Raw genomic sequence first — 22,698 nt, forward strand, 5'->3', positions numbered from 1 at the left:
TCTACCTCAGCTTCAGGGTGGCAAGGCCGATCAGCACGAGAATCACGGTGATGATCCAGAAACGGACGATCACGCGTGGCTCGGGCCAGCCCTTGAGTTCAAAGTGGTGGTGAATCGGTGCCATGCGGAACACACGGCGACCGGTCAGCTTGAAGGAAGCAACCTGGATAACCACCGACAGGGTTTCCATCACGAACACACCGCCCATGATGAACAGCACGATTTCCTGACGCACGATCACCGCGATGGTGCCCAGTGCCGCGCCCAGCGCCAGTGCACCGACGTCGCCCATGAACACTTGCGCCGGATAGGTGTTGAACCACAGAAAACCGAGGCCGGCACCGATCAACGCGCCGCAGAACACGATCAGTTCGCCCGCGCCCGGCACGTAAGGGATCAGCAGGTATTCGGCGAATTTCACGTTACCCGACAGGTAGCAGAAAATGCCCAGGCCACCGCCGACCATCACGGTTGGCATGATTGCCAGGCCGTCGAGGCCGTCAGTCAGGTTGACCGCATTGCTCGAACCGACGATCACGAAGTAGGTCAGCACGATGAAACCGGCGCCCAGCGGAATGCTGTAGTCCTTGAGCATCGGCAGGATCAGCGTGGTTTCCACCGGCGTGGTAGCGGTCATATAAAGGAAGATCGCCGCGCCCAGGCCAAACACCGATTGCCAGAAATATTTCCAGCGGCTTGGCAGGCCACGGGAGTTCTTCTCGATCACCTTGCGGTAGTCGTCGACCCAGCCGATGGCGCCGAACAGCAGGGTCACCAACAATACGACCCACACGTAGCGGTTGCTCAGGTCAGCCCACAGCAGGGTGCTGACACCGATGGAGGACAGAATCAGTGCGCCGCCCATGGTCGGTGTACCCGACTTGGACAGGTGCGATTGCGGGCCGTCATTGCGAACGGACTGGCCGATCTGACGCTTCTGCAGGGTGCGGATCATCCACGGGCCATAGCACAGCGACAAGACCAGCGCAGTCAGCACACCGAGGATCCCGCGCAGGGTCAGGTACTGGAAGACCGCGAAGCCTTTGTAGAACTGTTGCAGATACTCCGCTAGCAGCAGCAGCATTAATGTTTCTCCAGACTGGACCCGCACAGAGCCGCAACGATGTTTTCCATCGCTGCACTGCGCGAACCCTTGATCAAAATGGTGGTGTTTGTGTCCTGCTCGGCGTCGAGGGCCTGGATCAGTTCGGCTTGCGTACCGAAGTGATGCGCCTCTTTACCGAATGCGTTTACGGCGTGAACCATGTTCGGTCCGACCGCGTAAAGCGCGGAAACCTTGCCCCGGGCGTACTCGCCCACGTCGCGGTGCCCCTGCTCCGCCCAGTCGCCCAACTCGCCGATATCTCCGAGCACCAGGACGGTGCGGCCGGAAAAGCCGGCGAGTATATCAACGGCAGCGCACATGGAGGTGGGGTTTGCGTTGTAAGTGTCATCGATCACGCGCATGCCGTTTTTCGCCAGTTGCGCGACGGTGCGACCCTTGACCGGTTGCACGGCGCCAAGCCCGGTGGCAATGCCGAACAGCGACACGCCCAAGGCGTGAGCGGCAGCGGCAGCAGCCATGGCGTTGGCGACGTTATGCGTGCCGAGCAGGTTCAACTGAACGTGCTCGACACCTTCAGGTGTATGCAGGTTGAAGGCCGGGCAACCACGGGCGTCGGTGCTCAGGTCACTGGCGTAGAAATCTGCCTGAGGACTGCTCAGGGAGAAGGTCAGCACCTTGCGTGCGCCGGCGCGGGTCTTCCAGATACCGAAGGCCTTGTCGTCGAGGTTGAGCACGGCAACGCCATCCGCCGCCAGCCCGTCGATGATCTCGCCTTTGGCTTCGACGATTTTTTCCGGGCCGCCGAATTCACCGACGTGTGCGGTGCCGGCATTGTTCAGAATCGCCACATGCGGCCGGGTCAACCCGACGGTGTAGGCGATTTCGCCCAGGCGCGAGGCACCCAGTTCGATCACGGCCGCGGTATGTTCCGGGGCCAGTTCGAGCAGGGTCAGCGGTGCGCCCAGATCATTGTTCAGGTTGCCACGGGTAGCAAGTACCGGCCCACGCGTACGCAGGATGCTCGCCAGCATCTCCTTGACCGTGGTCTTGCCGCTGGAGCCGGTGATGGCAGCGACCGGCTGAGTGAACGCGGCACGGTTCAACGCCCCCAACTGGCCGAGGGCCTGACGGGTATCCTTGACCAGCAATTGCGGCAAGGTGCTGTCGGGCACTTCGCGCTCGACCAGCGCCGCGACGGCGCCTTTGCCGGCAACCTCGTTCAGGTAGTCATGACCGTCGAAACGCGGACCGGTCAGGGCAATGAACAACTGCCCGGGCTTGATCGCGCGGCTGTCGATGCTGACGCCGTCGAAACTGGCATCGCTGCTGACCAGACGTGCGTCGAGCACGTTGCTCAGTTCGCTCAATGTCAGGGCCTTAAGCATGGGCCACCTCCCATGCAGTGAGGGCATGATCGGCTTCGACCAGATCGGAGAAATCGTGACGCTCGCCGTTGATTTCCTGATAGTCCTCGTGGCCTTTACCGGCCAGGACAATCACGTCATCCGCCGAAGCACCGGCGATCAACTGGGCAATCGCCTGACCACGACCGGCAACGAAGGTGACTTTATCCACAGCGGTGAAGCCTGCGCGGATGTCATCGAAAATCTGCGCCGGATCTTCCGTGCGCGGGTTGTCATCGGTGACCAGTACGCGGTCAGCCAGACGCTCGACCACTTCGGCCATCAGCGGACGCTTGCCACGATCGCGGTCACCGCCGCAGCCGAACAGGCACAGCAACTGGCCTTTGACGTGTGGGCGCAGCGCGGTCAGAACTTTTTCCAGGGCATCCGGGGTGTGGGCGTAATCGACCACCACCAGCGGCTGAGTACCACCACCCAGACGCTGCATGCGTCCGGCCGGGCCTTCGAGTTTCGGCAGCACCTTGAGAATTTCGTCGAGGGCATAGTCCAGACCGAGCAAGGCGCCGACGGCTGCCAGCACGTTGCTCAGATTGAAACGGCCGAGCAGTGTGCTGCGCAGATGATGCTCGCCTTGTGGCGTGACCAGCGTGGCGCGCACGCCGTGATCATCGAACTGCGCTTCACGGCAATAAAGGTAGGCGCTGCTGTCGAGCAGGCTGTAGCTGATCAGACGCGAGTCACGTTTTTCAGCGGCCAGTTGCCGGCCGAAATCGTCGTCGAGGTTGACCACCCGGCACTTCAAGTCATTCCAGGCGAACAGTTTGGCCTTGGCCTCGGCGTACGCTTGCATGGTGCCGTGATAATCCAGGTGATCGCGGGACAGGTTGGTCATCACCGCCACGTCGAACGCCAACGCGGTGACCCGGCCCTGATCCAGACCGTGGGACGAAACTTCCATGGCCACGGCTTTGGCCCCGGCCTTTTTCAGGTCGGCCAGGGTGGCTTGCACGGCAATCGGGTTCGGCGTGGTGTGCAGACCGCTTTGCAGCGCGCCATAGAAGCCGGAACCCAGAGTCCCGACAATGCCGCAATGCTGACCGAGCAGATCCAGTGCCTGCGCGACCAGTTGGGTCACGCTGGTTTTGCCGTTGGTGCCTGTGACGCCGACCAGGTTCAGGTGACGACTCGGCTCGCCATAAAAACGCCCGGCAATGTCGGACAGCTGCGCAGCCAGCCCCTTGACCGGAATCAACGGCACTTCGGTGATCGGCAGCACGGTGGCGCCTTCCACTTCGTAGGCAACCGCCGCCGCGCCGCGCTGCAAGGCATCGGCGATGTGCGCACGGCCATCGAATTTGCCGCCCGGCACGGCGAGGAACAAATCACCGGCGCGTACGTTGCGGCTGTCCAGCGCCAATTCACGGATCAACAGATCGTGGCCGGCGTGGGGAAATATCTTGTTCAGACTCAGAGACATCAGCCGCGCCCTCCATTGGCTTTCAGCGGAACGACCGGCGTAGCGTTGGCCTGTTGGGTGGTCGGCAGGTTGTCCGGGGTCACGTTCATCAGACGCAGGGTGCCGGACATCACACGGCTGAACACCGGCGCCGAAACCAGACCACCGAAGTAGCCGGCCTTGGACGGTTCATCGATCACCACAACGATGGCGTAACGCGGATCGCTCATCGGACCGAAACCGGCGAACAGCGAGCGGTAGGAGTTTTCGGCGTAGCCCTTGGTGCCCACCGATGTTTTACGTGCAGTACCGGACTTGCCAGCCACGTGATACGCCGGCACCTGCGCACGGAACACGCCGCGCGGTGCTTCGATCACTTGCTGCAGCATGCCCTGCATGGTTTTCGCGACCGATTCCGGCAGCACCTGGGTGGTCTGCGGCGCCTTGTCGGTTTTGATCAGGGTCAGAGGCGCGAGACGACCGTTATTGGCCAGCGCCGAGAATGCGTGCACCAGTTGAATCGCAGTCACGGAAATACCGTAGCCATACGACAGCGTTGCGGTCTCAGCCTTGCGCCAGTCGCGGTAGTTCGGCAGGTTGCCGACGCGCTCGCCCGGGAAGCCGAGGCCGGTGTCCTGGCCCAGGCCGACTTTCTGTGCGAGGCGGTAAATGGTTTCACCGCCGATATCGAACGCGACCTTACTCATGCCGACGTTACTGGAATTGATCAGAATACCGGTCATGTCCAGCACCGGACCTTCGCTTTTGGAAACGTCCTTGATCGTGTATTTACCGATCTGCAACGTGCCCGGATACACCTCGACGGTGTCGGTCGGTTTCCAGCGGCCGGACTCGATGGCAGCGCTCATCGAGATCGCTTTCATGGTCGAACCTGGTTCGAACACGTCGATCATCGCGCGGTTACGCATCATCGCCGGTTGCAGGTTGCGACGGTTGTTCGGGTTGTAGGTCGGCTGGTTGACCATGGCGAGGATTTCGCCGGTCTTCACGTCCATGATCACCAGACTGCCGGCCTTGGCGCCGTTCTCGATGATCGCGTTGCGCAGTTCGCGGTTGGCCAGGTATTGCAGGCGCAGGTCAATCGACAACGCCAAGGGCTTGCCGGCCTTGGCGTTCTTGGTGACCTGGACATCCTTGATCAACCGACCGCGCCGATCCTTGATGACCTGCCGCTTGCCCGGCACCCCGGCCAGCCACTCGTCGTAGGCCAGTTCGACGCCTTCGCGCCCGTGATCGTCGATGTCGGTAAAGCCGACCATGTGCGCGGTGACTTCACCGGCCGGATAAAAGCGGCGGAACTCTTCGATGCCGTAAACGCCCGGCACTTTCAGGTCGAGCACGGTCTGGCCCTGCTCGGGGGTCAACCCGCGCACCAGGTAAATGAATTCTTTGTTGGCCTGGGCTTCAAGGCGTTCTGCCAGGGCTTTCGGATCCTGACCCAGCGCTGCCGCCAATGCCGGCCACTTCTCTTTGGCCGTCTGCATTTCCTTGGCGTTGGCCCACAGGGTGGTCACCGGGGTACTCACGGCCAAAGGCTCGCCGTTGCGGTCAGTGATCAGACCACGGTGCGCCGGAATCGGAATGTGACGGAGACTGCGCGCGTCGCCCTGCCCCTTGAGGAAATCGCGGTCAACCACTTGCAGGTCGATGATGCGCCAGCAGATCGCCGCGACCATGACGCCAAGCAGTGCCACCATCAGACGGAAGCGCCACGGAAAGAGTGCCCCTTCGAGTTTCATCATGGCGCCACCATCTTCACGTCAGCCGCGCCCGGGATGTGCATTTTCAGTTGTTCGGTGGCCAGCACTTCGATCCGGCTGTGCGCGGTCCAGGTGCTTTGTTCGAGAATCAGACGCCCCCACTCGGCCTGCGCCTTGTCGCGCACGCTGAGCTCGTTGTAAAGGGTGTTGAGCAACTGGCGGTTCCAGTGCGCGCTGTAAGACACGCCGATGGCCGACACGAGCACGCCGATAAACAGCAGCAGCATGATAAAGCTGCCGCCCGGCAGGGGTTTGGCGAAAAGCTTGCTCACCGCAACTTCTCCGCGACACGCATGACAGCGCTACGGGAACGTGGGTTGGCTTTGAGTTCGGCGTCGGAGGCCGTCTGCGCTTTGCCATGGATCTTGATTTTCGGTTCGAACGCCACGTGGCGAACCGGCAGATTGCGCGGCAAGTTGTCGGCTTCGCCTTTCACCAGCTTGCGCATGAACAGCTTGACGATGCGGTCTTCCAGCGAGTGGAAGCTGATGACCACCAGACGGCCACCCACCTCCAGCGCATCCAGCGCGGCTTCGAGACCGGTTTCCAGATCACCCAGTTCGTTGTTGACGTGAATGCGCAACCCCTGGAACGCACGGGTAGCCGGGTTCTTGCCCTTCTCCCACGCCGGGTTGGCGACCTTCAAGACCTCGGCCAGGTCGGCGGTGCGTTCGAACGGCTTGATATCGCGGCGCTCGGCCACGGCACGGGCCATCCGACCGGAGAAACGTTCTTCGCCGTACTCCTTGAACACCCGGGCGATTTCTTCCACCGGTGCGGTGTTGACGAATTCGGCGGCGCTGATGCCTCGGGACGGATCCATGCGCATGTCCAGCGGGCCGTCGTTGAGAAAACTGAAGCCGCGCTCGGCGTCGTCAAGCTGCGGCGAAGACACGCCCAGATCCAGCAGGATCCCGCTGACCTTGCCGGCCAGACCGCGCTCGGCCACTTCCGAACCCAGCTCGGCAAAGCTGCGCTGCACAACGACAAAGCGGCCGTCTTCGGCCGCTAGCGTTTGCCCGGTGGCAATCGCTTGTGGATCTTTGTCGAATCCGATGAGCCGACCGTCCGTCCCGAGCTGGCTGAGGATCAACCGACTGTGCCCGCCGCGCCCGAACGTACCGTCCAGATAGCAACCATCAGGACGTACGGCGAGAGCCTCGACGGCTTCGTCAAGCAGTACGGTGATGTGGTTAAAGCCGCTATCAATAGTCACAGGATCAAATCACGCAGTTCGTCAGGCATGGCGCCCGGTTGTTGAATAGCAGCAAGGTCAGCGGCAGATACCGCGTTCCATGCATCCTCGTCCCACAGTTGGAACTTGTTCAGTTGGCCTACCAGCATCGCGCGCTTGTCCAGCTTGGCGTATTCGCGCAGACGCGGTGGAACCAGAAAACGACCACTGCCATCGAGTTCGAGGTCGACGGCATTACCAATCAATAAACGTTGCAGGCGACGGTTCTCTTCGCGAAGCGAAGGGAGTGCACGCAACTTGGTTTCAATAATTTCCCACTCGTCGAGCGGGTAGACACACAGGCATGGATCAACGGCATCGATGGTGACGATCAATTGGCCGGAACTACGCGAAACGAGCTCGTCACGGTACCGGCTCGGCATGGCGAGACGGCCCTTTGCATCGAGACTGATAGCGTTAGCTCCGCGAAACACGTCAGCGTTTCTCCAATTTTTATCGTTTTAAGCTCAAAAAACCCACTTCATGCCACTTTCCGCCACTTGCGCACACTATAGGAATGCGCCCACCACACCGTCAAGGCGCGGATTAAAGGAAAACCCTTACAGAACGGAGATTTAGGAGCTTAAAAGGAGGGGTAACGAGAATCTGACGGATACTTTTGACCAATAACTTGATGCAGCACGGAGAGCTGCGCTCGAAAGTTAAAGTAATTTGTTAAGAGTAAGATTTTTTCGGTATTACAAAAGCGCTTCTGCTGTTGATTGAAGCAAGGTGGGAAATGGCTATTACTGCATTTGCCGCTGCCGAACTTTAGCGCAGGCCTGCCGATAATACACAGCCCTGATGCCTTTGATTCAAGCAGGGAAAGAAAAAGGTGGAGAGTCGATCTGTAAGCCGGGTTCTGTCTTGAACAGTCATTCGTCTACGATGGCCATCACTGGACATCTTTAGCAACCTACCCGGTCCCAGCGCGGGCCACGCCTTGGGACCCTATTTGGTCTTGCTCCAAGTGGGGTTTACCTAGCCACGAACTGTTGCCAGACGTGCGGTGCGCTCTTACCGCACCTTTTCACCCTTACCGGCGCCGAAGCGCTTAGGCGGTTATTTTCTGTGGCACTTTCCGTAGGCTCACGCCTCCCAGGCATTACCTGGCACTTCGCCCTATGGAGCCCGGACTTTCCTCCCCCCCCTAATTTTCATAGAGGGCAGCGACTGTCCGATCGACTCTCCGCCGCGCAGGTTAACGGCAGAGCGCCCGAAGAACAAGCGCTAATAGCCGCGAAACCTGTCTGCGCGACGGGTTACTCGCCCTTCTGCTTGTCCAGTGCGACCTGGTACAGCACGTTTTTGCGCTCACCGGTGATTTGCGCAGCCAGCGCCGCGGCACGCTTGAGCGGCATCTCTTCCAGCAGCAGATCAAGGATGCGCATCGCCTCGCTGCTGACGGCGTCTTCGGACTCCGGCGCGGACCAGCCGGCCACCAGCACCACGCATTCGCCGCGCTGCTGATTGCTGTCGGATTCGACAAACGCCCGCAGCTCGGCCAACGGCAAACCTTTAAGCGTCTCGAAAGTCTTGGTGATTTCACGGGCCAGCAACGCCTGACGCTCGCCGCCGAACACCGCCTCCATGTCCTGCAGGCATTCAAGAATGCGATGCGGGGCTTCATAGAAAATCAGCGTGCGCGGCTCTTCCTTGACCGCTTCCAGGCGTGCCTTGCGCCCCACCGACTTGGCCGGCAGAAACCCTTCAAAGATGAAGCGATCGGACGGCAGCCCCGCCGCCGACAACGCCGCGATCAACGCACAGGCACCCGGTACTGGCACCACATTGATCCCTGCCGCCCGCGCCTGACGCACCAGGTGATAACCCGGATCGGAAATCAGCGGGGTACCGGCATCGGAGATCAGCGCGACGTTGTCGCCCGCCAGCAAGCGGGTAATAAAACGGCTACCTTCATCACGCTCGTTGTGCTCATGGCACGCGGCCAACGGCGTGGCAATCCCGAAGTGCTGCATCAACCGCGCCGAGTGACGCGTATCTTCAGCGGCGATCAGCGCTACTTCGCGAAGGATTTTCAGGGCCCGGGCGCTGATGTCGTCCAGGTTGCCGATGGGCGTCGCCACCACATAAAGCGAGCCAGCAGCGGAATTCAAAGGACCTGGAGCAGTCAAAGCGCACACCTCATGATCGGTAAAAGCCGGCATTGTAACGCGTCACGAGACTTGCGATGCGTTCCGGCCGACGCCGGTTTTGCGCGTCTTTGTGCGATGCCGCAACATTTGCTTCAGCTAAATTGACGGTTTCACGCCAGTAACATCGCGCCCCGGCCAGCGCTTGGGTACAATTCCACGCTAATTTGATCGAGTATCAGGAACACTTACATGATCGCTTGCCTGCGGCTGTTCACTGCCCTCTGCTTCGCTGCCTTGCTGGCGGCCTGCGCCAGCTCCCCTTCCTCCAGCCTTGGCGAACTTCCACGGACTCCGGATGCCAGCATCGAGCAACTGCTCGAACAGGCGACCCAGGCCAAGACGCCGGAAAAAGCCGCCCTGTTGCGCCTGAGCGCGGCAGACCTGGCTTATCGCCAAGGCAACGCCGGCCAGTCCGCGCTGATCTTGCAACAAGTGCCGATGGAGCAGTTGAAGCCTGGCCAGCAGATCTTCGCCAGCACCCTGTCTGCTGAACTGGCGATGACGCGCAATCAGCCCAAGGCTGCGCTGACCGCCCTGAGCCATCCGAGCCTGCAACACCTGAGCGAGATGCCGGAAGAGCAGCAGGTGCGCACGGGCACCGTGCATGCCCGCGCGCTGGAAGCCGACGGCCAGACCCTGGCAGCCGCTCGCGAGCGCATCTTTATCGCGCCAATGCTCAAAGGCGAAGCCGCCAGCAAGAACCACGAAGCGATCTGGACCCTGATCGCCTCGCTGCCGACAGATCAACTGCAACCCAACACCGCCGACGATCTCGGTGGCTGGATGGGCCTGGCCCTGGCGGTGAAAACGGCCGGCACCCTGGAGCAGCAGCAAGCCGCGATCGATGCCTGGCGCGCGCAGAATCCAAAACACCCGGCCGCGATCAACCTGCCGTTGCCGCTGACCAAACTCAAGGAACTGGCCAGCCAGCCCCTGAGCAAGATCGCCCTGCTGCTGCCGCAAGACGGCCCGCTGGCTTCGGTCGGCAAAGCGCTTCGTGAAGGCTTCATGGCGGCGCACTACCAGGCGCAACAGGCCGGTCAGAAGCCGCCAGCCATTGAGTTCTACGACAGCTCCAAGCTGACCTCGATGGACGAGTTCTACCGCAAGGCCCAGGCCGATGGCGTGCAATTGGTAGTCGGCCCGCTGGAAAAACCGCTGGTCAAACAACTGAGCACTCGCCCGCAACTGCCGATCACTACCCTCGCGCTGAACTACAGCGAGGGCGATCAAGGCCCGGCACAACTGTTCCAGTTCGGTCTGGCCGCTGAAGACGAAGCCCGCGAAGTCTCGCGCCGGGCCCGTGCCGACGGCCTGCACCGCGCAGCGATCATGGTGCCGAAGGGCGAATGGGGCGACCGCGTACTGCGTGCGTTCAGCCAGGACTGGCAGGCCAATGGCGGCAGCATCGTTGCCACCGAGCGTGTCGATCAGCCGGTGCAACTGGCCCAGCAGATCGCCGACATGTTCCAGCTGCGTCAAAGCGAAGCCCGCGCCAAGAGTCTGCAGAATGCCGCCGGCACCAACGTAGCCGCACAGCCTTCGCGTCGTCAGGACATCGAATTCATCTTCCTGGCTGCCACTCCGCAACAGGCGCAGCAGATCAAGCCGACCCTGAACTTCCAGTACGCCGGTGACGTTCCGGTCTACGCCACCTCTCACGTCTACAGCGCCAGCGGTGATGTGAACCAGTACAACGACATGAACGGCGTTCGCTTCTGCGAAACCCCATGGCTGCTCGAAGCCAACGACCCGCTGCGCCAACAAGTCACCGCACAATGGCCACAAGCGGCCGGCAGCCTCGGCCGTTTGTACGCGATGGGTGTCGACGCCTACCGCCTGGCACCGCGCCTGGGTCAGTTGAAGGCCCTGCCGGACAGCCGCATCGAAGGTCAGTCGGGTAGCCTGGGCATGACCCAGACCCAACGCGTGGTACGCCAGTTGCCTTGGGCGCAGTTCGTCAACGGTCAGGTTCAACGCCTGCCGGACACCCCGCGCTAATGCCCGACAGCTCGCACCTGCAAAGCGGTAAAGATGCCGAGCGCCAGGCGCTCGAGCATCTGCAACATCAGGGTCTGCGCCTGTTGGCGCAGAACTGGTCATGCAAACGCGGCGAGCTTGATCTGGTCATGCTTGATGGCGATACAGTAGTATTCGTTGAAGTCCGTTACAGAAAAAACACTCAATGGGGTGGCGCGCTCGCTAGCATCGATGAGCGCAAACGGCAGAAACTGATTTTCGCCGCACAGTATTTTCTTCAGCGCGAGTCGCGCTGGGCCGACTCCCCTTGCCGCTTCGACGTGGTGGCCATCGACAGGCACCCGGATCAGTTGAACTGGCTGCAGAATGCGTTCGATGGTTGATTCTCTGCACACCACCCCGGACACTTTCACCGACAACTTTTGCTCTTTGCTTTGCGGGCTGCACATTCACGTGCCGAACAGCCGCGCTACTTAAGGTCACACAGATGGACATGCAATCCCGAATTCGCCAGCTTTTCCAGGCCAGTATCGACACCAAGCAACAGGCGATGGACGTACTTGCACCGCACATCGAGCAAGCCAGCCAGATCATGGTCAATGCCCTGCTCAACGAAGGCAAAATGCTTTCGTGCGGCAACGGTGGCTCTGCCGGCGACGCCCAGCACTTCTCATCCGAACTGCTGAACCGCTTCGAGCGCGAACGTCCGAGCCTGCCCGCCATCGCCCTGACCACCGACAGCTCGACGATCACCTCGATCGCCAATGACTACAGCTACAACGAAGTGTTCTCCAAGCAGATCCGCGCGCTCGGTCAGCCAGGCGATGTGTTGCTGGCCATTTCGACCAGCGGTAACTCGGCAAACATTATTCAAGCGATCCAGGCCGCACATGATCGCGAAATGATTGTCGTAGCATTGACTGGCCGCGACGGCGGCGGCATGGCATCGCTGCTGCTGCCTGAAGACGTCGAGATTCGCGTACCGGCCCATGTCACTGCACGTATTCAGGAAGTCCATCTGCTGGCGATCCATTGCCTCTGCGATCTGATCGACAGCCAACTGTTCGGGAGTGAAGAATGACCCCTAATCGCCTTGGCCTTCTGGCCTTGACCCTGTGCCTCGGCATCAGTGGCTGCACCTCGGTGGTGAATGCCAGCCGTGAAGCGCCGATTGAAGACGACCGCGGCACCCGAACCTTCGGTAGCAAAATCGATGACTCGCTGATCGAGACCAAAGTCGGCGTCAACGTGGCCAAGGCCGACCCGGCCCTGGACAACGATTCGCACATCGTCGTCACCAGCTTCAACGGCGTGGTGCTGCTCGCCGGCCAGACGCCGCGCGAAGACCTCAAGGCCAAGGCCGAACAGGCCGCCGCCAACGTCCAGCGCGTGAAGAAGGTGCACAACGAGCTGCAAGTGCTGCAACCTTCCTCCCTGCTGGCACGCCAGAACGACGCCTGGCTGACCACCAAGATCAAGACTCAGATGCTGACCGACGCCAACATTCCCGGCTCGCGCATCAAAGTCGTGACCGAGAACGGCATCGTCTATCTGCTGGGCCTGCTGACCAAGCAGGAAGCTCAACAGGCGACCAATCTGGTGCAAAGCGTTTCCGGCGTGCAGAAGATCGTGAAGCTGTTCGAATACATCGACTGACCTACACCCCTGTAGGAGCTGCCGCAGGCTGCGATCTTTTGATCTTGTTGTTTAAGATCAAGATCAAAAGATCGCAGCCTTCGGCAGCTCCTACGTAATAAAAAAGGCGACCCTTTCGGGTCGCCTTTTTTATTACTTCACCACTTTCAGGCTTGGCCGGCCACTCGGGCGCGGCGGCTCGCTGTCCGGTGGCGGCAAGTCGTCATCCGGCTCGATATCGTCTTCGTCATCCATCGGCGACTCGAGATCAAACACCATGCCCTGACCGTTCTCCCGGGCGTAGATGCCCAGAATCGCGCTGATCGGCACGTACAGACTGTGCGGAACACCACCGAAGCGACCTTCGAAGGTCACCACGTCGTTATCCATATGCAGATGGCGCACGGCACTGGGCGAGATGTTCAGGACAATCTGTCCGTCACTGGCGAAACCCTGCGGCACCTGCACCGCCGGGTATTCGGAATTGACCAGCATGTGCGGGGTGCAATCGTTATCCACAATCCACTCGTAGAGCGCGCGGACCAGATAAGGTCGACTGGAGTTCATAGCGGCTCCTTAAGCCTTAGCGCATATCGCGTTCGACGCCAGACAGACTCGCCTGGAAAGCCTCACGCGCAAACGAGCGCTCCATATAATCAAGCAGCGGCTTGGCCGGCCGCGGCAGTTCAATACCCAGAATCGGCAAACGCCAGAGTATTGGCAATAGGCAGCAATCCACCAGACTTTGTTCCTCACTGAGGAAAAACGGCTTGTCGGCAAACAGCGGCGACACGCCCGTCAGGCTTTCACGCAATTCCTTGCGCGCCACGACACGCGCGGCTTCCTTGGTTTTCGGATCCAGAATCAGATCCACCAGACCACACCAGTCGCGCTGAATTCGGTGAATCAGCAGACGGCTGTTGGCACGCGCCACCGGGTAAACCGGCATCAGTGGCGGATGCGGGTAACGCTCATCCAGATATTCCATCACCACGGTCGACTCCCACAACGCCAGGTCGCGATCGACCAGTGTCGGGAGACTGCCGTAAGGGTTCACCTCAATCAGTTTAGGCGGCTGGCGACCAGCTTCCACGTAAATGATTTCGGCGCTGACACCCTTCTCTGCAAGCACAATGCGCACTCGGTGGGAATAGTGGTCGGCGGGGTCGGAGTAACAGGCCAACCGATTGGTCACGCCCATGGCGATCCTCCTCGCTTGTTGAAATTATCGGAACCGGAAAAACGCGCGCGCCCAGAGGGTGCCTCCCGCAATGCCTGGCTGGCCAGACGTTGCGTTATCGGAGGCGCCCTTGGGCGCGCGCGATTAACAGCAATGCTTGAAGCGTATCAGTGCACGTCTTTCCAGTATTCACGCTTGAGCAGGTAGGCGAACACAAAGAAGAACGCCAGGTACAGCAAGACGTAAGCACCGATGCGCTGATGTTGCAGCTTAACCGGGTTAGCCGAGTAAGCCAGGAAGGTTACCAGATTCTTGACCTTCTCATCGAACTGCTCTTCGTTCAGAGCACCGGATTTCGGCACGATGGTCAACTGATCGCACGCTTCATGAGTCAGAGGCGTACCGGTCAGCGGATCATATTGCTTCTTGCCGTCTTCGACGATCTGCACTTGCTTGCAGCCAACCACCTGGCGACCTTGCAGGCCGACCAGTACGTTAGGCATGCCGACGTTCGGGAAGACCTTGTTGTTCACACCCCATGGACGTGCAGGATCTTCGTAGAACGAGCGCAGGTAACCGTAGAGCCAGTCGGTGCCGCGCACGCGCGCCACCAGGGTCAGGTCCGGCGGTGCCGCACCGAACCAGGTCTTGGCGTCCGCAGGCTGCATGCCGATGTTCATGTGATCGCCGATCTTGGCACCGGTGAACACCAGCTTCTCCAGCATCATTTCGTGTGGAATGCCGAGGTCATCGGCCACCCGCTCGTAACGCTGGAACTTGGCACTGTGGCAACCCATGCAATAGTTGGCAAAGGTACGCGCACCATCTTGCAGGGCAGCCTTGTCGGACACGTCGATATCGACTTTTTCCAGCTCCGGACCACCGTGTTCGGCGGCGAAAGACAGCACAGGCAGAGCAGCAAAAATCAGAGCAAAAAATAACTTTTTCATCAGCCAGTCACCCTTTCCGGAACCGGTTTGGTTTTCTCGAGCCTGGTGTAGAACGGCATCAGAATGAAGTAGGCGAAGTACAGGAAGGTGCAGACCTGCGACAGCAGCGTGCGCTCCGGCGTCGGGGCCAGTACGCCCAGAATGCCGAGGATCACGAATGCGATGCAGAACACCACCAGCCAGATCTTGCTCATCCAGCCCTTGTAGCGCATCGATTTGACCGGACTGCGGTCAAGCCACGGCAGGACAAAGAGCAAGGCAATCGAGGCACCCATGGCGATAACGCCCATGAGCTTGTCGGGGATCGCACGCAAGATCGCGTAGAACGGCGTGAAGTACCAGACCGGTGCAATGTGCTCAGGCGTCTTGAACGGGTTGGCTTGCTCGAAGTTTGGTTTTTCGAGGAAGTAGCCGCCCATTTCCGGGAAGAAGAACACGATAAAGCAGAAGATGAACAGAAACACCACCACGCCGACGATGTCTTTCACGGTGTAGTACGGGTGGAAGGCAATGCCGTCCAGCGGGATACCGTTTTCGTCTTTGTGCTTCTTGATGTCGACGCCGTCCGGGTTGTTCGAACCGACTTCGTGCAGCGCCAGAATGTGCAGCACCACCAGACCGAGAATCACGATCGGCAGGGCCACCACGTGCAGGGCGAAGAAGCGGTTCAGGGTGATCCCGGAGATCAGGTAGTCACCACGAATCCACTGGGTCAGGTCGTTGCCGATGACCGGAATCGCACCGAACAGCGAGATGATCACCTGGGCCCCCCAGTAGGACATCTGGCCCCACGGAAGCAAGTAGCCCATGAAGGCTTCTGCCATCAGCGCCAGGTAGATCAGCATGCCGAAGACCCACACCAGCTCACGGGGCTTCTGGTACGAACCGTAGAGCAGACCACGGAACATGTGCAGATAGACCACGATGAAGAACGCCGAAGCGCCGGTGGAGTGCAACAGACGCAGGATCGAGCCGTACTCGACGTCGCGCATGATGTACTCGACGGAAGCGAACGCTTCTTCTGCCGACGGCGTGTAGCTCATCGTCAGCCAGACACCGGTGACGATCTGGTTGACCAGCACCAGCAGCGCCAGGGAGCCGAAGAAATAGAAGAAGTTGAAGTTTTTTGGAGCGTAATACTTGCTGAGATGGTCTTCCCACATTTTGGTGGCGGGGAAGCGTGCATCAACCCAATCCATGAACTTGCTCATCACGCTTTCTCCGTATCGACGCCAATGACAATCAGGTCATCGGTCTCATAGGAATGCGGGGGAACTGGCAGGTTCAAAGGCGCAGGTTGCGACTTGTAGACGCGGCCAGCCAGATCGTAGTGGGAACCGTGGCAAGGGCAGAAATAGCCGCCAACCCAGTCTTTACCCAGATCCGCAGGTGCCACTTCGGGACGGAAGGTTGGTGAGCAACCCAAGTGTGTGCAGATCCCGATCAGCAGCAGAATTTCCGGCTTGATCGAACGCACTTCAGGGTCGACATAGGTGGGTTGCGTGGAGTTTTTGGAAGTCGGATCGGAGAGCTGGCCCTCGATCTTCTTGAGATTCCCCAGGATTTCCGCAGTACGGCGGACAATGAACACCGGCTGGCCGCGCCACTCGGCAATCATCTGCTGTCCTGGCTCGATCTTGCTGACATTCACTTTCACCGGTGCACCGGCGGCTTTCGCCTTGGCACTGGGAAACCATGACCCCACGAACGGGACCGCAGCCCCCACCGCTCCTGCAGCACCCACCACGGATGTGGCTGCTACCAAGAAGCGACGCCGGCCTGCATTCACGCCGTCATTGCTCATTCAGTCCTCTCCCATCAGCTTTGTGGCCTGTTAAATCAGGCATCTACTAAATAAATCAATGTTACTTATAAAAATTTTGCCGAGATGGTAATGAAAAGCCCCAATTCTGACAAGGGAATTACCCGGGGCTCCCACCCTCAAGCCTTGTAGTATAGGGGGTCTACGAATGTGGCAAGTTGTCACAGCGCAATTCTTTAATAAATCGCAGGCATAAAAAAACGCCCGGTTCCGTGAGGAATCGGGCGTTCTTTTTTGAACGTGGAAACGAATTAACGCTTCGAGTACTGCGGACGCTTACGCGCTTTACGCAGACCAACTTTCTTACGTTCAACTTCACGGGCGTCGCGAGTAACGAAGCCAGCTTTGCGCAGAGCGCTACGCAGGGTCTCGTCGTAGTCCATCAGAGCGCGAGTGATACCGTGGCGGATTGCGCCAGCTTGACCACTTACACCACCGCCGATGACAGTGACGTAGATGTCGAATTTCTCGACAGTCTCGGTCAGTTCCAGCGGCTGACGAACTACCATGCGGGCAGTTTCGCGGCCGAAGAACGAGTCCAGGGAGCGGTTGTTGATGGAGATGTTACCAGTACCCGGACGCAGGAAAACGCGTGCGGTTGCGGTCTTGCGACGGCCAGTGCCGTAATTTTGAGTCGCCGACATAATGAACTATTCCGTTAAATCTTCAGTTCTTGGGGCTGCTGAGCAGTATGAGGGTGTGCAGCGCCCGCATAGACTTTCAGCTTACGGTACATGTCACGACCCAGCGGGTTCTTAGGCAGCATGCCTTTAACCGCGGTCTCGATCACGCGCTCAGGGGCTTTAGCGATCAGCTTTTCAAAGTTGATCGACTTGATGCCGCCCGGGAAACCGGAGTGGGAGTAGTACATTTTGTCAGTGGTTTTAGCGCCGGTAACACGGATCTGCTCGGCGTTGATTACGACGATGTAGTCGCCGGTGTCAACGTGAGGAGTGTACTCAGGCTTGTGCTTGCCACGCAGACGGCTCGCGATTTCGGTGGCCAGACGACCCAGGGTCTGACCAGCAGCGTCGACGACAAACCAGTCGCGCTTTACTGTTTCCGGTTTAGCAGTAAAAGTTTTCATTCTTTATAGCCTCAGGGGCCGCCTGTAAATAAGACGGCGGATCTTACTGAATAGTGCGTACTTTGACAAGTCAAAGGCAGCCGGATACAGACGCTTTCGGGGGCTCGGGTCGGCGCGTCCGTTCAACGGCAAGATTCTTCGGCGGCGGCGCATCACTTCCACTGCAGAAAGAGGTCGGCAATTATGCAGATTGCGAAAAAATATTCAACCTGCTTTTATGATTGTTTTGCCCAAGGAGCACCCGATGGACTATCGCCAGCTAGGCCGTACCGACCTGAACGTGAGTGCAATCTGCCTCGGCACCATGACCTGGGGCGAGCAAAACACTGAAGCTGAAGCCTTCGCCCAGATCGAACGGGCCAAGGAAGCCGGGATCAATTTCATCGACACCGCCGAGATGTACCCGGTGCCGCCAAAAGCCGAAACCTACGCCACCACCGAGCGCTACATCGGCAATTACTTCAAGCATCGCGGCGATCGCGCCGACTGGATCCTCGCCAGCAAGATCGCCGGCCCCGGCAACACCATCGACTACATCCGTGACAAAAACCTGCGCCACAACCGCCAGCACATCACCGAAGCAGTGGACGCCAGCCTCAAGCGCCTGCAGACCGATTACATCGATCTGTATCAATTGCACTGGCCGGAGCGCAGCACCAACTTTTTCGGACAGCTGGGCTACAAACACAAGATCGAAGCCAACCTGACGCCGCTCGAAGACACCCTCGAAGCCCTCGACGAACAGGTCAAGGCCGGCAAGATCCGCCATATCGGCCTGTCCAACGAAACGCCGTGGGGCACCATGCGCTTCCTCGCCCTGGCCGAAGCCCGTGGCTGGCCGCGCGCGGTGTCGATCCAGAACCCGTACAACCTGCTCAACCGCAGCTTCGAAATCGGTCTGGCGGAAATCGCCATCCGCGAACAGTGCGGTCTGCTCGCCTACTCGCCGCTGGCATTCGGTTTCCTCTCAGGCAAGTACGAAGGTGGCGCCCGCCCACCGAAAGGCCGCCTGAGCCTCTACAGTCGCTTCAGCCGCTATTTCAACGCGCAATCGGAAGCTGCTTGCAGCCGTTATGTGGCCCTGGCCCGCGAGCATGGTCTGGATCCGGCGCAAATGGCCCTGGCGTTCGTTACCCAGCAACCGTTCGTCACCAGCAACATCATTGGCGCGACGACGCTTGAGCAACTGGACAGCAACATTGCCAGTTTCGACCTGAAGCTTTCCGACGAAGTGCTGGCCGGGATCGAGGCGATTCACAAGGATCATCCGAATCCGGCGCCGTAAGTAAAAAGATCGCAGCCTTCGGCAGCTCCTACAGGGTTCACACTGATCCTCTGCAGGAGCTGCCGCAGGCTGCGATCTTTTCAGCCGCTCACAGCGACCGTGCGATGATCTCCTTCATGATTTCATTGGTGCCGGCATAGATCCGCTGCACTCGCGCATCCGCCCACGCCCGGGCCACCGGGTATTCCCACATGAAGCCGTAGCCGCCGTGCAACTGCACGCACTCATCGAGCACCTTGCATTGCAGGTCGGTGCCCCAGTACTTGGCCATCGCCGCCGTCGGCACATCCAGCTTGCCCTGCAGGTGCAGTTCCAGGCAGCGGTCGACGAAGACCCGACCGATCTGAATCTCGGTGGCCATCTCCGCCAATTTGAAGCGGGTGTTCTGGAAGTCGGCAATTGCCTTGCCGAACGCCTTGCGATCACGGGTGTAATCCAGCGTCCATTTCAGCGCGGCTTCGGCTGAAGCCAGGCCACCGATCGCTACGGTCAGACGCTCCTGCGGCAACTCCTGCATCAAATAGGCAAACCCCGCCCCGGCCTGCCCCAGCAGGTTTTCTTTCGGCACGCGCACGTCCTGAAAGAACAATTCCGACGTGTCCTGTGCCTTCATTCCGACCTTTTCCAGGCGCTTGCCCTTCTCGAAGCCCGGAGTATTCGCTTCGACCAGAAACAGACTGGTGCCCTTTGCGCCAGCCTTTGGATCAGTCTTGGCAACCACAATGACCAAGTCAGCCAGAAAGCCATTGGTGATAAACGTTTTCGAACCGTTGATCACATATTCGTCACCGTCCAGCACAGCAGTGGTCTTCACACCTTGCAGATCGGAACCCGCCCCCGGCTCGGTCATGGCGATGGCCGTGACCATCTCGCCCGAGACCAGTTTCGGCAGGTATTTGTGCTTCAACGCTTCGCTGCCGTAATGCAGGATGTACGGCGCGACGATGTCCGAATGCAGCGAGAAACCGATCCCCGTCAAACCGAGACGACCGACCTCCTCGATCACCACCGCGCTGTACAGAAAGTCCGCGCCCAGGCCGCCATATTCTTCCGGCAAGTGCGAGCAGAGCATCCCGGCCTCCCCTGCCTTGTTCCACAGTTTGCGGTCGATGTGGCCTTGTTTCTCCCATTGCGCATGGAACGGCACAGCCTCTTTTTCGAGGAAGGTTCGGACGCTGTCGCGGAACAATTCATGCTCGGAGCTGAACAAGGTTCTGGGGATCATGCGGCACCTTTCTTTCTTGTTGAAGGGATATGACCTTCAGAGACTAAGCCCCACCTCCGATACAGGACACTGGACACATCCGACAAAAAATAAGACGATCCAGCCGTCTGGTGACCACTTTCCCTTATAAAAACAAAACAAAAGTTGAATTATGTCCAAGCAAGTCTCCACGCCCTTGCGGCGCGTCAGCATCCTGGCAATCGACCGGGTTTTCGCATCCACTCTCATGCAGGCCAAGGATTTCTTCCATCTGGCCAGCCTGCGTTACGGCAAACAACTGGGCCACGGCCTGACACCGGCGTTCGAAACCCGCCTGGTCAGCCCCGACGGCAAACCGGTGAACAGCTTCAGTGACGTGGTGATGCCGGTGGACGGCGGCCTGGAAAACGCCGATGTCATCATCCTCCCGGCATTCTGGGACGACTTCGAAACGCTTTGCGGCCGTTATCCACAGATCCTGCCGTGGCTGCGCGAACAACACGCCCGCGGCGCAGTCCTGTGCGGCGAAGCCACCGGCGTGTTCTGGCTGGCCGAAGCCGGGCTGCTCAACGGCAAGGAAGCGACCACTTACTGGCGCTTCTTCAATGCGTTCGCCGAGCGCTTTCCGCAGGTGCACCTCAATCAGGACAAGCACCTGACCGACGCCGACAATCTGTATTGCGCCGGCGGCACGACTTCGGCGTGCGACCTCTATATCTACCTGATCGAACGTTTCTGCGGCGCCAACGTGGCGCAAGCCGTGGCCCGCGACATTCTTTATGAAGTGCAACGCAGCTATGCGCCGGGGCGTATCGGCTTCGGCGGCCAGAAGCTGCATCAGGACGTGATCATCCTGCAGATCCAGCACTGGCTCGAAGAGCACTTCGCCGACAAATTCCGCTTCGAAGACGTCGCCCGCGAGCACGGCATGAGCATCCGCAACTTCATGCGCCGCTTCCAGACCGCCACCGGTGACAAGCCGCTGCACTACCTGCAACGCCTGCGCATCGAGACGGCCAAGGGCCTGCTGTCCGGCAGCCGCAAGAGCATCAAGACCATCAGTTATGAAGTCGGCTACGACGACGCGAGCTTCTTTGCCCGGCTGTTCCGCCAGCACACCGAGCTGTCACCGAATCAGTATCGGCAGCAGTTTCAACAGGCTGCATAAGAACCCATGTAGGAGTGAGCCTGCTCGCGATAGCGGTGTGTCAGTCGCATCAGTGCCAAATGGACGGACGCAATCGCGAGCAGGCTCACTCCTACAAGGCTTGTGGTGAATTTCGGATATAAAAAAGGGCCTGCAATTGCAGGCCCTTTTTTATGCGCTGAAGATCTGTTTAAGGCTTGTGCGCCCGGGACAGGAATTCGTGCGACTGCATCTCCAGCAGACGGCTGAGCGTGCGCTGGAATTCGAACGTCAGGCGCCCGCCGGTGTAGAGGTCTTTCAACTCGACTTCGGCAGAAATGATCAGCTTGACGTTGCGGTCGTAGAACTCGTCGACCATGTTGATGAAGCGACGGGCGATGTCGTCAGTGGTGACGCTCATCTGCTCGACGCCGCTGAGCAGCACGGCGTGGAAGATCTTGCCCAGTTCGATGTAGTCGTTCTGGCTGCGGGGGCCGTCGCACAGTTCACGGAAGTCGAACCACGCCACGTCGTCGCACGTGCGCAGGGCACGGATCTCACGGTTTTCGATGATCAGCACATCGTTCTCGACCGCTGCGGTGCACTCTGGCGTCAGCGCGCGGAAGCTTTTGCGCAGGCTTTCGTGAGCCGCTTCGTCCAGCGGATAGTGGAACAGCTCCGCCTGTTCGAGGTGGCGCAGACGGTAGTCGACACCGCTGTCGACGTTGACGATTTCGGTATTCTGCTTGATCAGCGCAATCGCCGGCAGGAAGCGCGCACGTTGCAGGCCGTCCTTGTACAGGCCGTCCGGAACGATGTTCGAGGTCGCGACCAGGGTCACGCCGTTCTTGAACAGCTCTTCCATCAGCGTGCCAAGGATCATCGCGTCAGTGATATCGGACACGAAGAACTCATCGAAGCAGATGACACGGGATTCGGTCGCGAAGCGCTTGGCGATGATGGTCAGCGGGTTTTTCTCGCCGCCGAGGGTTTTCATCTCTTCGTGCACGCGCTTCATGAAGCGGTGGAAGTGGGTGCGGGTCTTTTCCTTGAACGGCAGCGCTTCGAAGAAGGTGTCGACCAGGTAAGTCTTGCCGCGACCCACGCCGCCCCAGAAATACAGACCCTTGACCGGCGTCTGATCCTTTTTGCCAAACAGCTTGCCCAGCAAACCCGGCTTGTTCTGCTCGGCCGCGATCAGATCGTCGTACAGGCGCTGTAGATGACGCACGGCAGTTTCTTGCGCGGCGTCATGGAAGAAGTCCGGGCGTTTCAGATCAGCTTGGTATCGTTCTAGGGGCGTCATAATTCGTTAGCAAGGCAACAAAAACGGGCCGTCACTGTAGCGACGGCCCGTGGGAATGGCAATCAG

The 22,698-nt window shown here is 59.5% G+C and carries 23 protein-coding genes and 1 other RNA gene; 6 read left to right on the top strand and 18 right to left on the bottom strand.

Annotated elements, in window-relative coordinates:
* Nucleotide 1 precedes the first annotated feature (1 nt).
* The 9 genes from mraY to rsmI all read right to left on the bottom strand — a co-directional run bounded on the left by mraY (nt 2) and on the right by rsmI (nt 9,069).
* On the bottom strand, nt 2-1,084 hold the full coding sequence (gene mraY / locus KKQ10_RS23010) for a phospho-N-acetylmuramoyl-pentapeptide-transferase (protein WP_215502350.1): 1,083 nt from the start codon (nt 1,082-1,084) through the stop codon (nt 2-4).
* Entirely contained in the window at nt 1,084-2,451 is a 1,368-nt protein-coding gene (locus KKQ10_RS23015; RefSeq protein WP_215502351.1) for a UDP-N-acetylmuramoyl-tripeptide--D-alanyl-D-alanine ligase, read from the bottom strand. The genes mraY and KKQ10_RS23015 overlap by 1 nt, the downstream gene beginning before the upstream one ends.
* On the bottom strand, nt 2,444-3,907 hold the full coding sequence (locus tag KKQ10_RS23020; protein ID WP_127648161.1) for a UDP-N-acetylmuramoyl-L-alanyl-D-glutamate--2,6-diaminopimelate ligase: 1,464 nt from the start codon (nt 3,905-3,907) through the stop codon (nt 2,444-2,446). The genes KKQ10_RS23015 and KKQ10_RS23020 overlap by 8 nt, the downstream gene beginning before the upstream one ends.
* Nucleotides 3,907-5,646, bottom strand: a complete 1,740-nt coding sequence (locus KKQ10_RS23025; protein WP_174823762.1) for a peptidoglycan D,D-transpeptidase FtsI family protein — start codon at nt 5,644-5,646, stop codon at nt 3,907-3,909. The genes KKQ10_RS23020 and KKQ10_RS23025 overlap by 1 nt, the downstream gene beginning before the upstream one ends.
* Nucleotides 5,646-5,939, bottom strand: a complete 294-nt coding sequence (gene ftsL, locus KKQ10_RS23030) for a cell division protein FtsL (protein WP_003228022.1) — start codon at nt 5,937-5,939, stop codon at nt 5,646-5,648. Before ftsL ends, KKQ10_RS23025 begins: the two co-directional genes overlap by 1 nt.
* Nucleotides 5,936-6,883, bottom strand: coding sequence for a 16S rRNA (cytosine(1402)-N(4))-methyltransferase RsmH (rsmH, locus tag KKQ10_RS23035; RefSeq protein ID WP_164747831.1), 948 nt, complete (start codon nt 6,881-6,883; stop codon nt 5,936-5,938). Before rsmH ends, ftsL begins: the two co-directional genes overlap by 4 nt.
* Entirely contained in the window at nt 6,880-7,335 is a 456-nt protein-coding gene (gene mraZ, locus KKQ10_RS23040; RefSeq protein ID WP_003205355.1) for a division/cell wall cluster transcriptional repressor MraZ, read from the bottom strand. Before mraZ ends, rsmH begins: the two co-directional genes overlap by 4 nt.
* A 401-nt stretch (nt 7,336-7,736) precedes the next feature.
* Nucleotides 7,737-8,090: RNase P RNA component class A (gene rnpB / locus KKQ10_RS23045), an RNA gene on the bottom strand.
* Nucleotides 8,091-8,163: 73 nt separating this feature from the next.
* Nucleotides 8,164-9,069, bottom strand: coding sequence for a 16S rRNA (cytidine(1402)-2'-O)-methyltransferase (gene rsmI / locus KKQ10_RS23050; protein WP_127648159.1), 906 nt, complete (start codon nt 9,067-9,069; stop codon nt 8,164-8,166).
* Between the two features lie 177 nt (nt 9,070-9,246).
* Here rsmI and KKQ10_RS23055 point away from each other — a divergent pair, with 177 nt between their 5' ends.
* The 4 genes from KKQ10_RS23055 (at nt 9,247) to KKQ10_RS23070 (ending at nt 12,693) form a co-directional block, all read left to right on the top strand.
* A complete protein-coding gene (locus tag KKQ10_RS23055) occupies nt 9,247-11,058 on the top strand; it encodes a penicillin-binding protein activator (protein WP_215502352.1) in 1,812 nt (603 codons plus the stop codon).
* A complete protein-coding gene (locus KKQ10_RS23060) occupies nt 11,058-11,420 on the top strand; it encodes a YraN family protein (protein ID WP_025109296.1) in 363 nt (120 codons plus the stop codon). Before KKQ10_RS23055 ends, KKQ10_RS23060 begins: the two co-directional genes overlap by 1 nt.
* Before the next feature lie 104 nt (nt 11,421-11,524).
* Nucleotides 11,525-12,118: a phosphoheptose isomerase gene (locus KKQ10_RS23065; protein ID WP_007961622.1), complete on the top strand. Its 594-nt coding sequence runs from the start codon at nt 11,525-11,527 to the stop codon at nt 12,116-12,118.
* Nucleotides 12,115-12,693, top strand: a complete 579-nt coding sequence (locus KKQ10_RS23070; RefSeq protein ID WP_127648157.1) for a BON domain-containing protein — start codon at nt 12,115-12,117, stop codon at nt 12,691-12,693. The genes KKQ10_RS23065 and KKQ10_RS23070 overlap by 4 nt, the downstream gene beginning before the upstream one ends.
* A 132-nt stretch (nt 12,694-12,825) precedes the next feature.
* Here KKQ10_RS23070 and KKQ10_RS23075 read toward each other — a convergent pair whose 3' ends face one another.
* The 7 genes from KKQ10_RS23075 to rplM form a co-directional block, all read right to left on the bottom strand.
* Nucleotides 12,826-13,239 (bottom strand): ClpXP protease specificity-enhancing factor, encoded by a 414-nt coding sequence (locus KKQ10_RS23075; RefSeq protein ID WP_003228047.1) that lies wholly within the window; start codon nt 13,237-13,239, stop codon nt 12,826-12,828.
* 16 nt (nt 13,240-13,255) lie between these two features.
* Nucleotides 13,256-13,873 carry a glutathione S-transferase N-terminal domain-containing protein gene (locus KKQ10_RS23080; protein ID WP_127648156.1) on the bottom strand — a complete coding sequence of 206 codons (618 nt, stop codon included), beginning with the start codon at nt 13,871-13,873 and terminating at the stop codon, nt 13,256-13,258.
* A gap of 146 nt (nt 13,874-14,019) precedes the next feature.
* A complete protein-coding gene (locus KKQ10_RS23085; protein ID WP_215502353.1) occupies nt 14,020-14,802 on the bottom strand; it encodes a cytochrome c1 in 783 nt (260 codons plus the stop codon).
* Nucleotides 14,802-16,013: a cytochrome b gene (locus tag KKQ10_RS23090; protein ID WP_215502354.1), complete on the bottom strand. Its 1,212-nt coding sequence runs from the start codon at nt 16,011-16,013 to the stop codon at nt 14,802-14,804. The genes KKQ10_RS23085 and KKQ10_RS23090 overlap by 1 nt, the downstream gene beginning before the upstream one ends.
* Nucleotides 16,013-16,606 carry a ubiquinol-cytochrome c reductase iron-sulfur subunit gene (petA, locus tag KKQ10_RS23095; protein WP_003228055.1) on the bottom strand — a complete coding sequence of 198 codons (594 nt, stop codon included), beginning with the start codon at nt 16,604-16,606 and terminating at the stop codon, nt 16,013-16,015. Before petA ends, KKQ10_RS23090 begins: the two co-directional genes overlap by 1 nt.
* 269 nt (nt 16,607-16,875) lie before the next feature.
* Entirely contained in the window at nt 16,876-17,268 is a 393-nt protein-coding gene (gene rpsI / locus KKQ10_RS23100) for a 30S ribosomal protein S9 (RefSeq protein ID WP_007961615.1), read from the bottom strand.
* 14 nt (nt 17,269-17,282) lie between these two features.
* A complete protein-coding gene (rplM, locus tag KKQ10_RS23105) occupies nt 17,283-17,711 on the bottom strand; it encodes a 50S ribosomal protein L13 (protein WP_003228062.1) in 429 nt (142 codons plus the stop codon).
* Between the two features lie 244 nt (nt 17,712-17,955).
* On the opposite strand from rplM, the gene KKQ10_RS23110 reads away from it, so the two are divergent.
* A complete protein-coding gene (locus KKQ10_RS23110) occupies nt 17,956-18,996 on the top strand; it encodes an NADP(H)-dependent aldo-keto reductase (protein WP_127648152.1) in 1,041 nt (346 codons plus the stop codon).
* A gap of 88 nt (nt 18,997-19,084) precedes the next feature.
* Here KKQ10_RS23110 and KKQ10_RS23115 read toward each other — a convergent pair whose 3' ends face one another.
* The gene (locus KKQ10_RS23115; RefSeq protein ID WP_127648151.1) at nt 19,085-20,221 is read right to left on the bottom strand and encodes an acyl-CoA dehydrogenase family protein; all 1,137 of its coding nucleotides are present in this window, start codon (nt 20,219-20,221) and stop codon (nt 19,085-19,087) included.
* A gap of 250 nt (nt 20,222-20,471) precedes the next feature.
* Between KKQ10_RS23115 and KKQ10_RS23120 the strand changes: the two genes are divergently transcribed.
* On the top strand, nt 20,472-21,368 hold the full coding sequence (locus tag KKQ10_RS23120; protein WP_174823761.1) for a GlxA family transcriptional regulator: 897 nt from the start codon (nt 20,472-20,474) through the stop codon (nt 21,366-21,368).
* A gap of 169 nt (nt 21,369-21,537) precedes the next feature.
* On the opposite strand, the gene zapE is transcribed toward KKQ10_RS23120, so the two are convergent.
* Nucleotides 21,538-22,632 (bottom strand): cell division protein ZapE, encoded by a 1,095-nt coding sequence (zapE, locus tag KKQ10_RS23125; RefSeq protein ID WP_011335877.1) that lies wholly within the window; start codon nt 22,630-22,632, stop codon nt 21,538-21,540.
* Between the last annotated feature and the right edge of the window lie 66 nt (nt 22,633-22,698).

Origin of the sequence: Pseudomonas sp. MG-9 (assembly GCF_018729515.1) — a bacterium.
GTDB classification, from domain to species: Bacteria; Pseudomonadota; Gammaproteobacteria; order Pseudomonadales; family Pseudomonadaceae; genus Aquipseudomonas; species Aquipseudomonas serboccidentalis.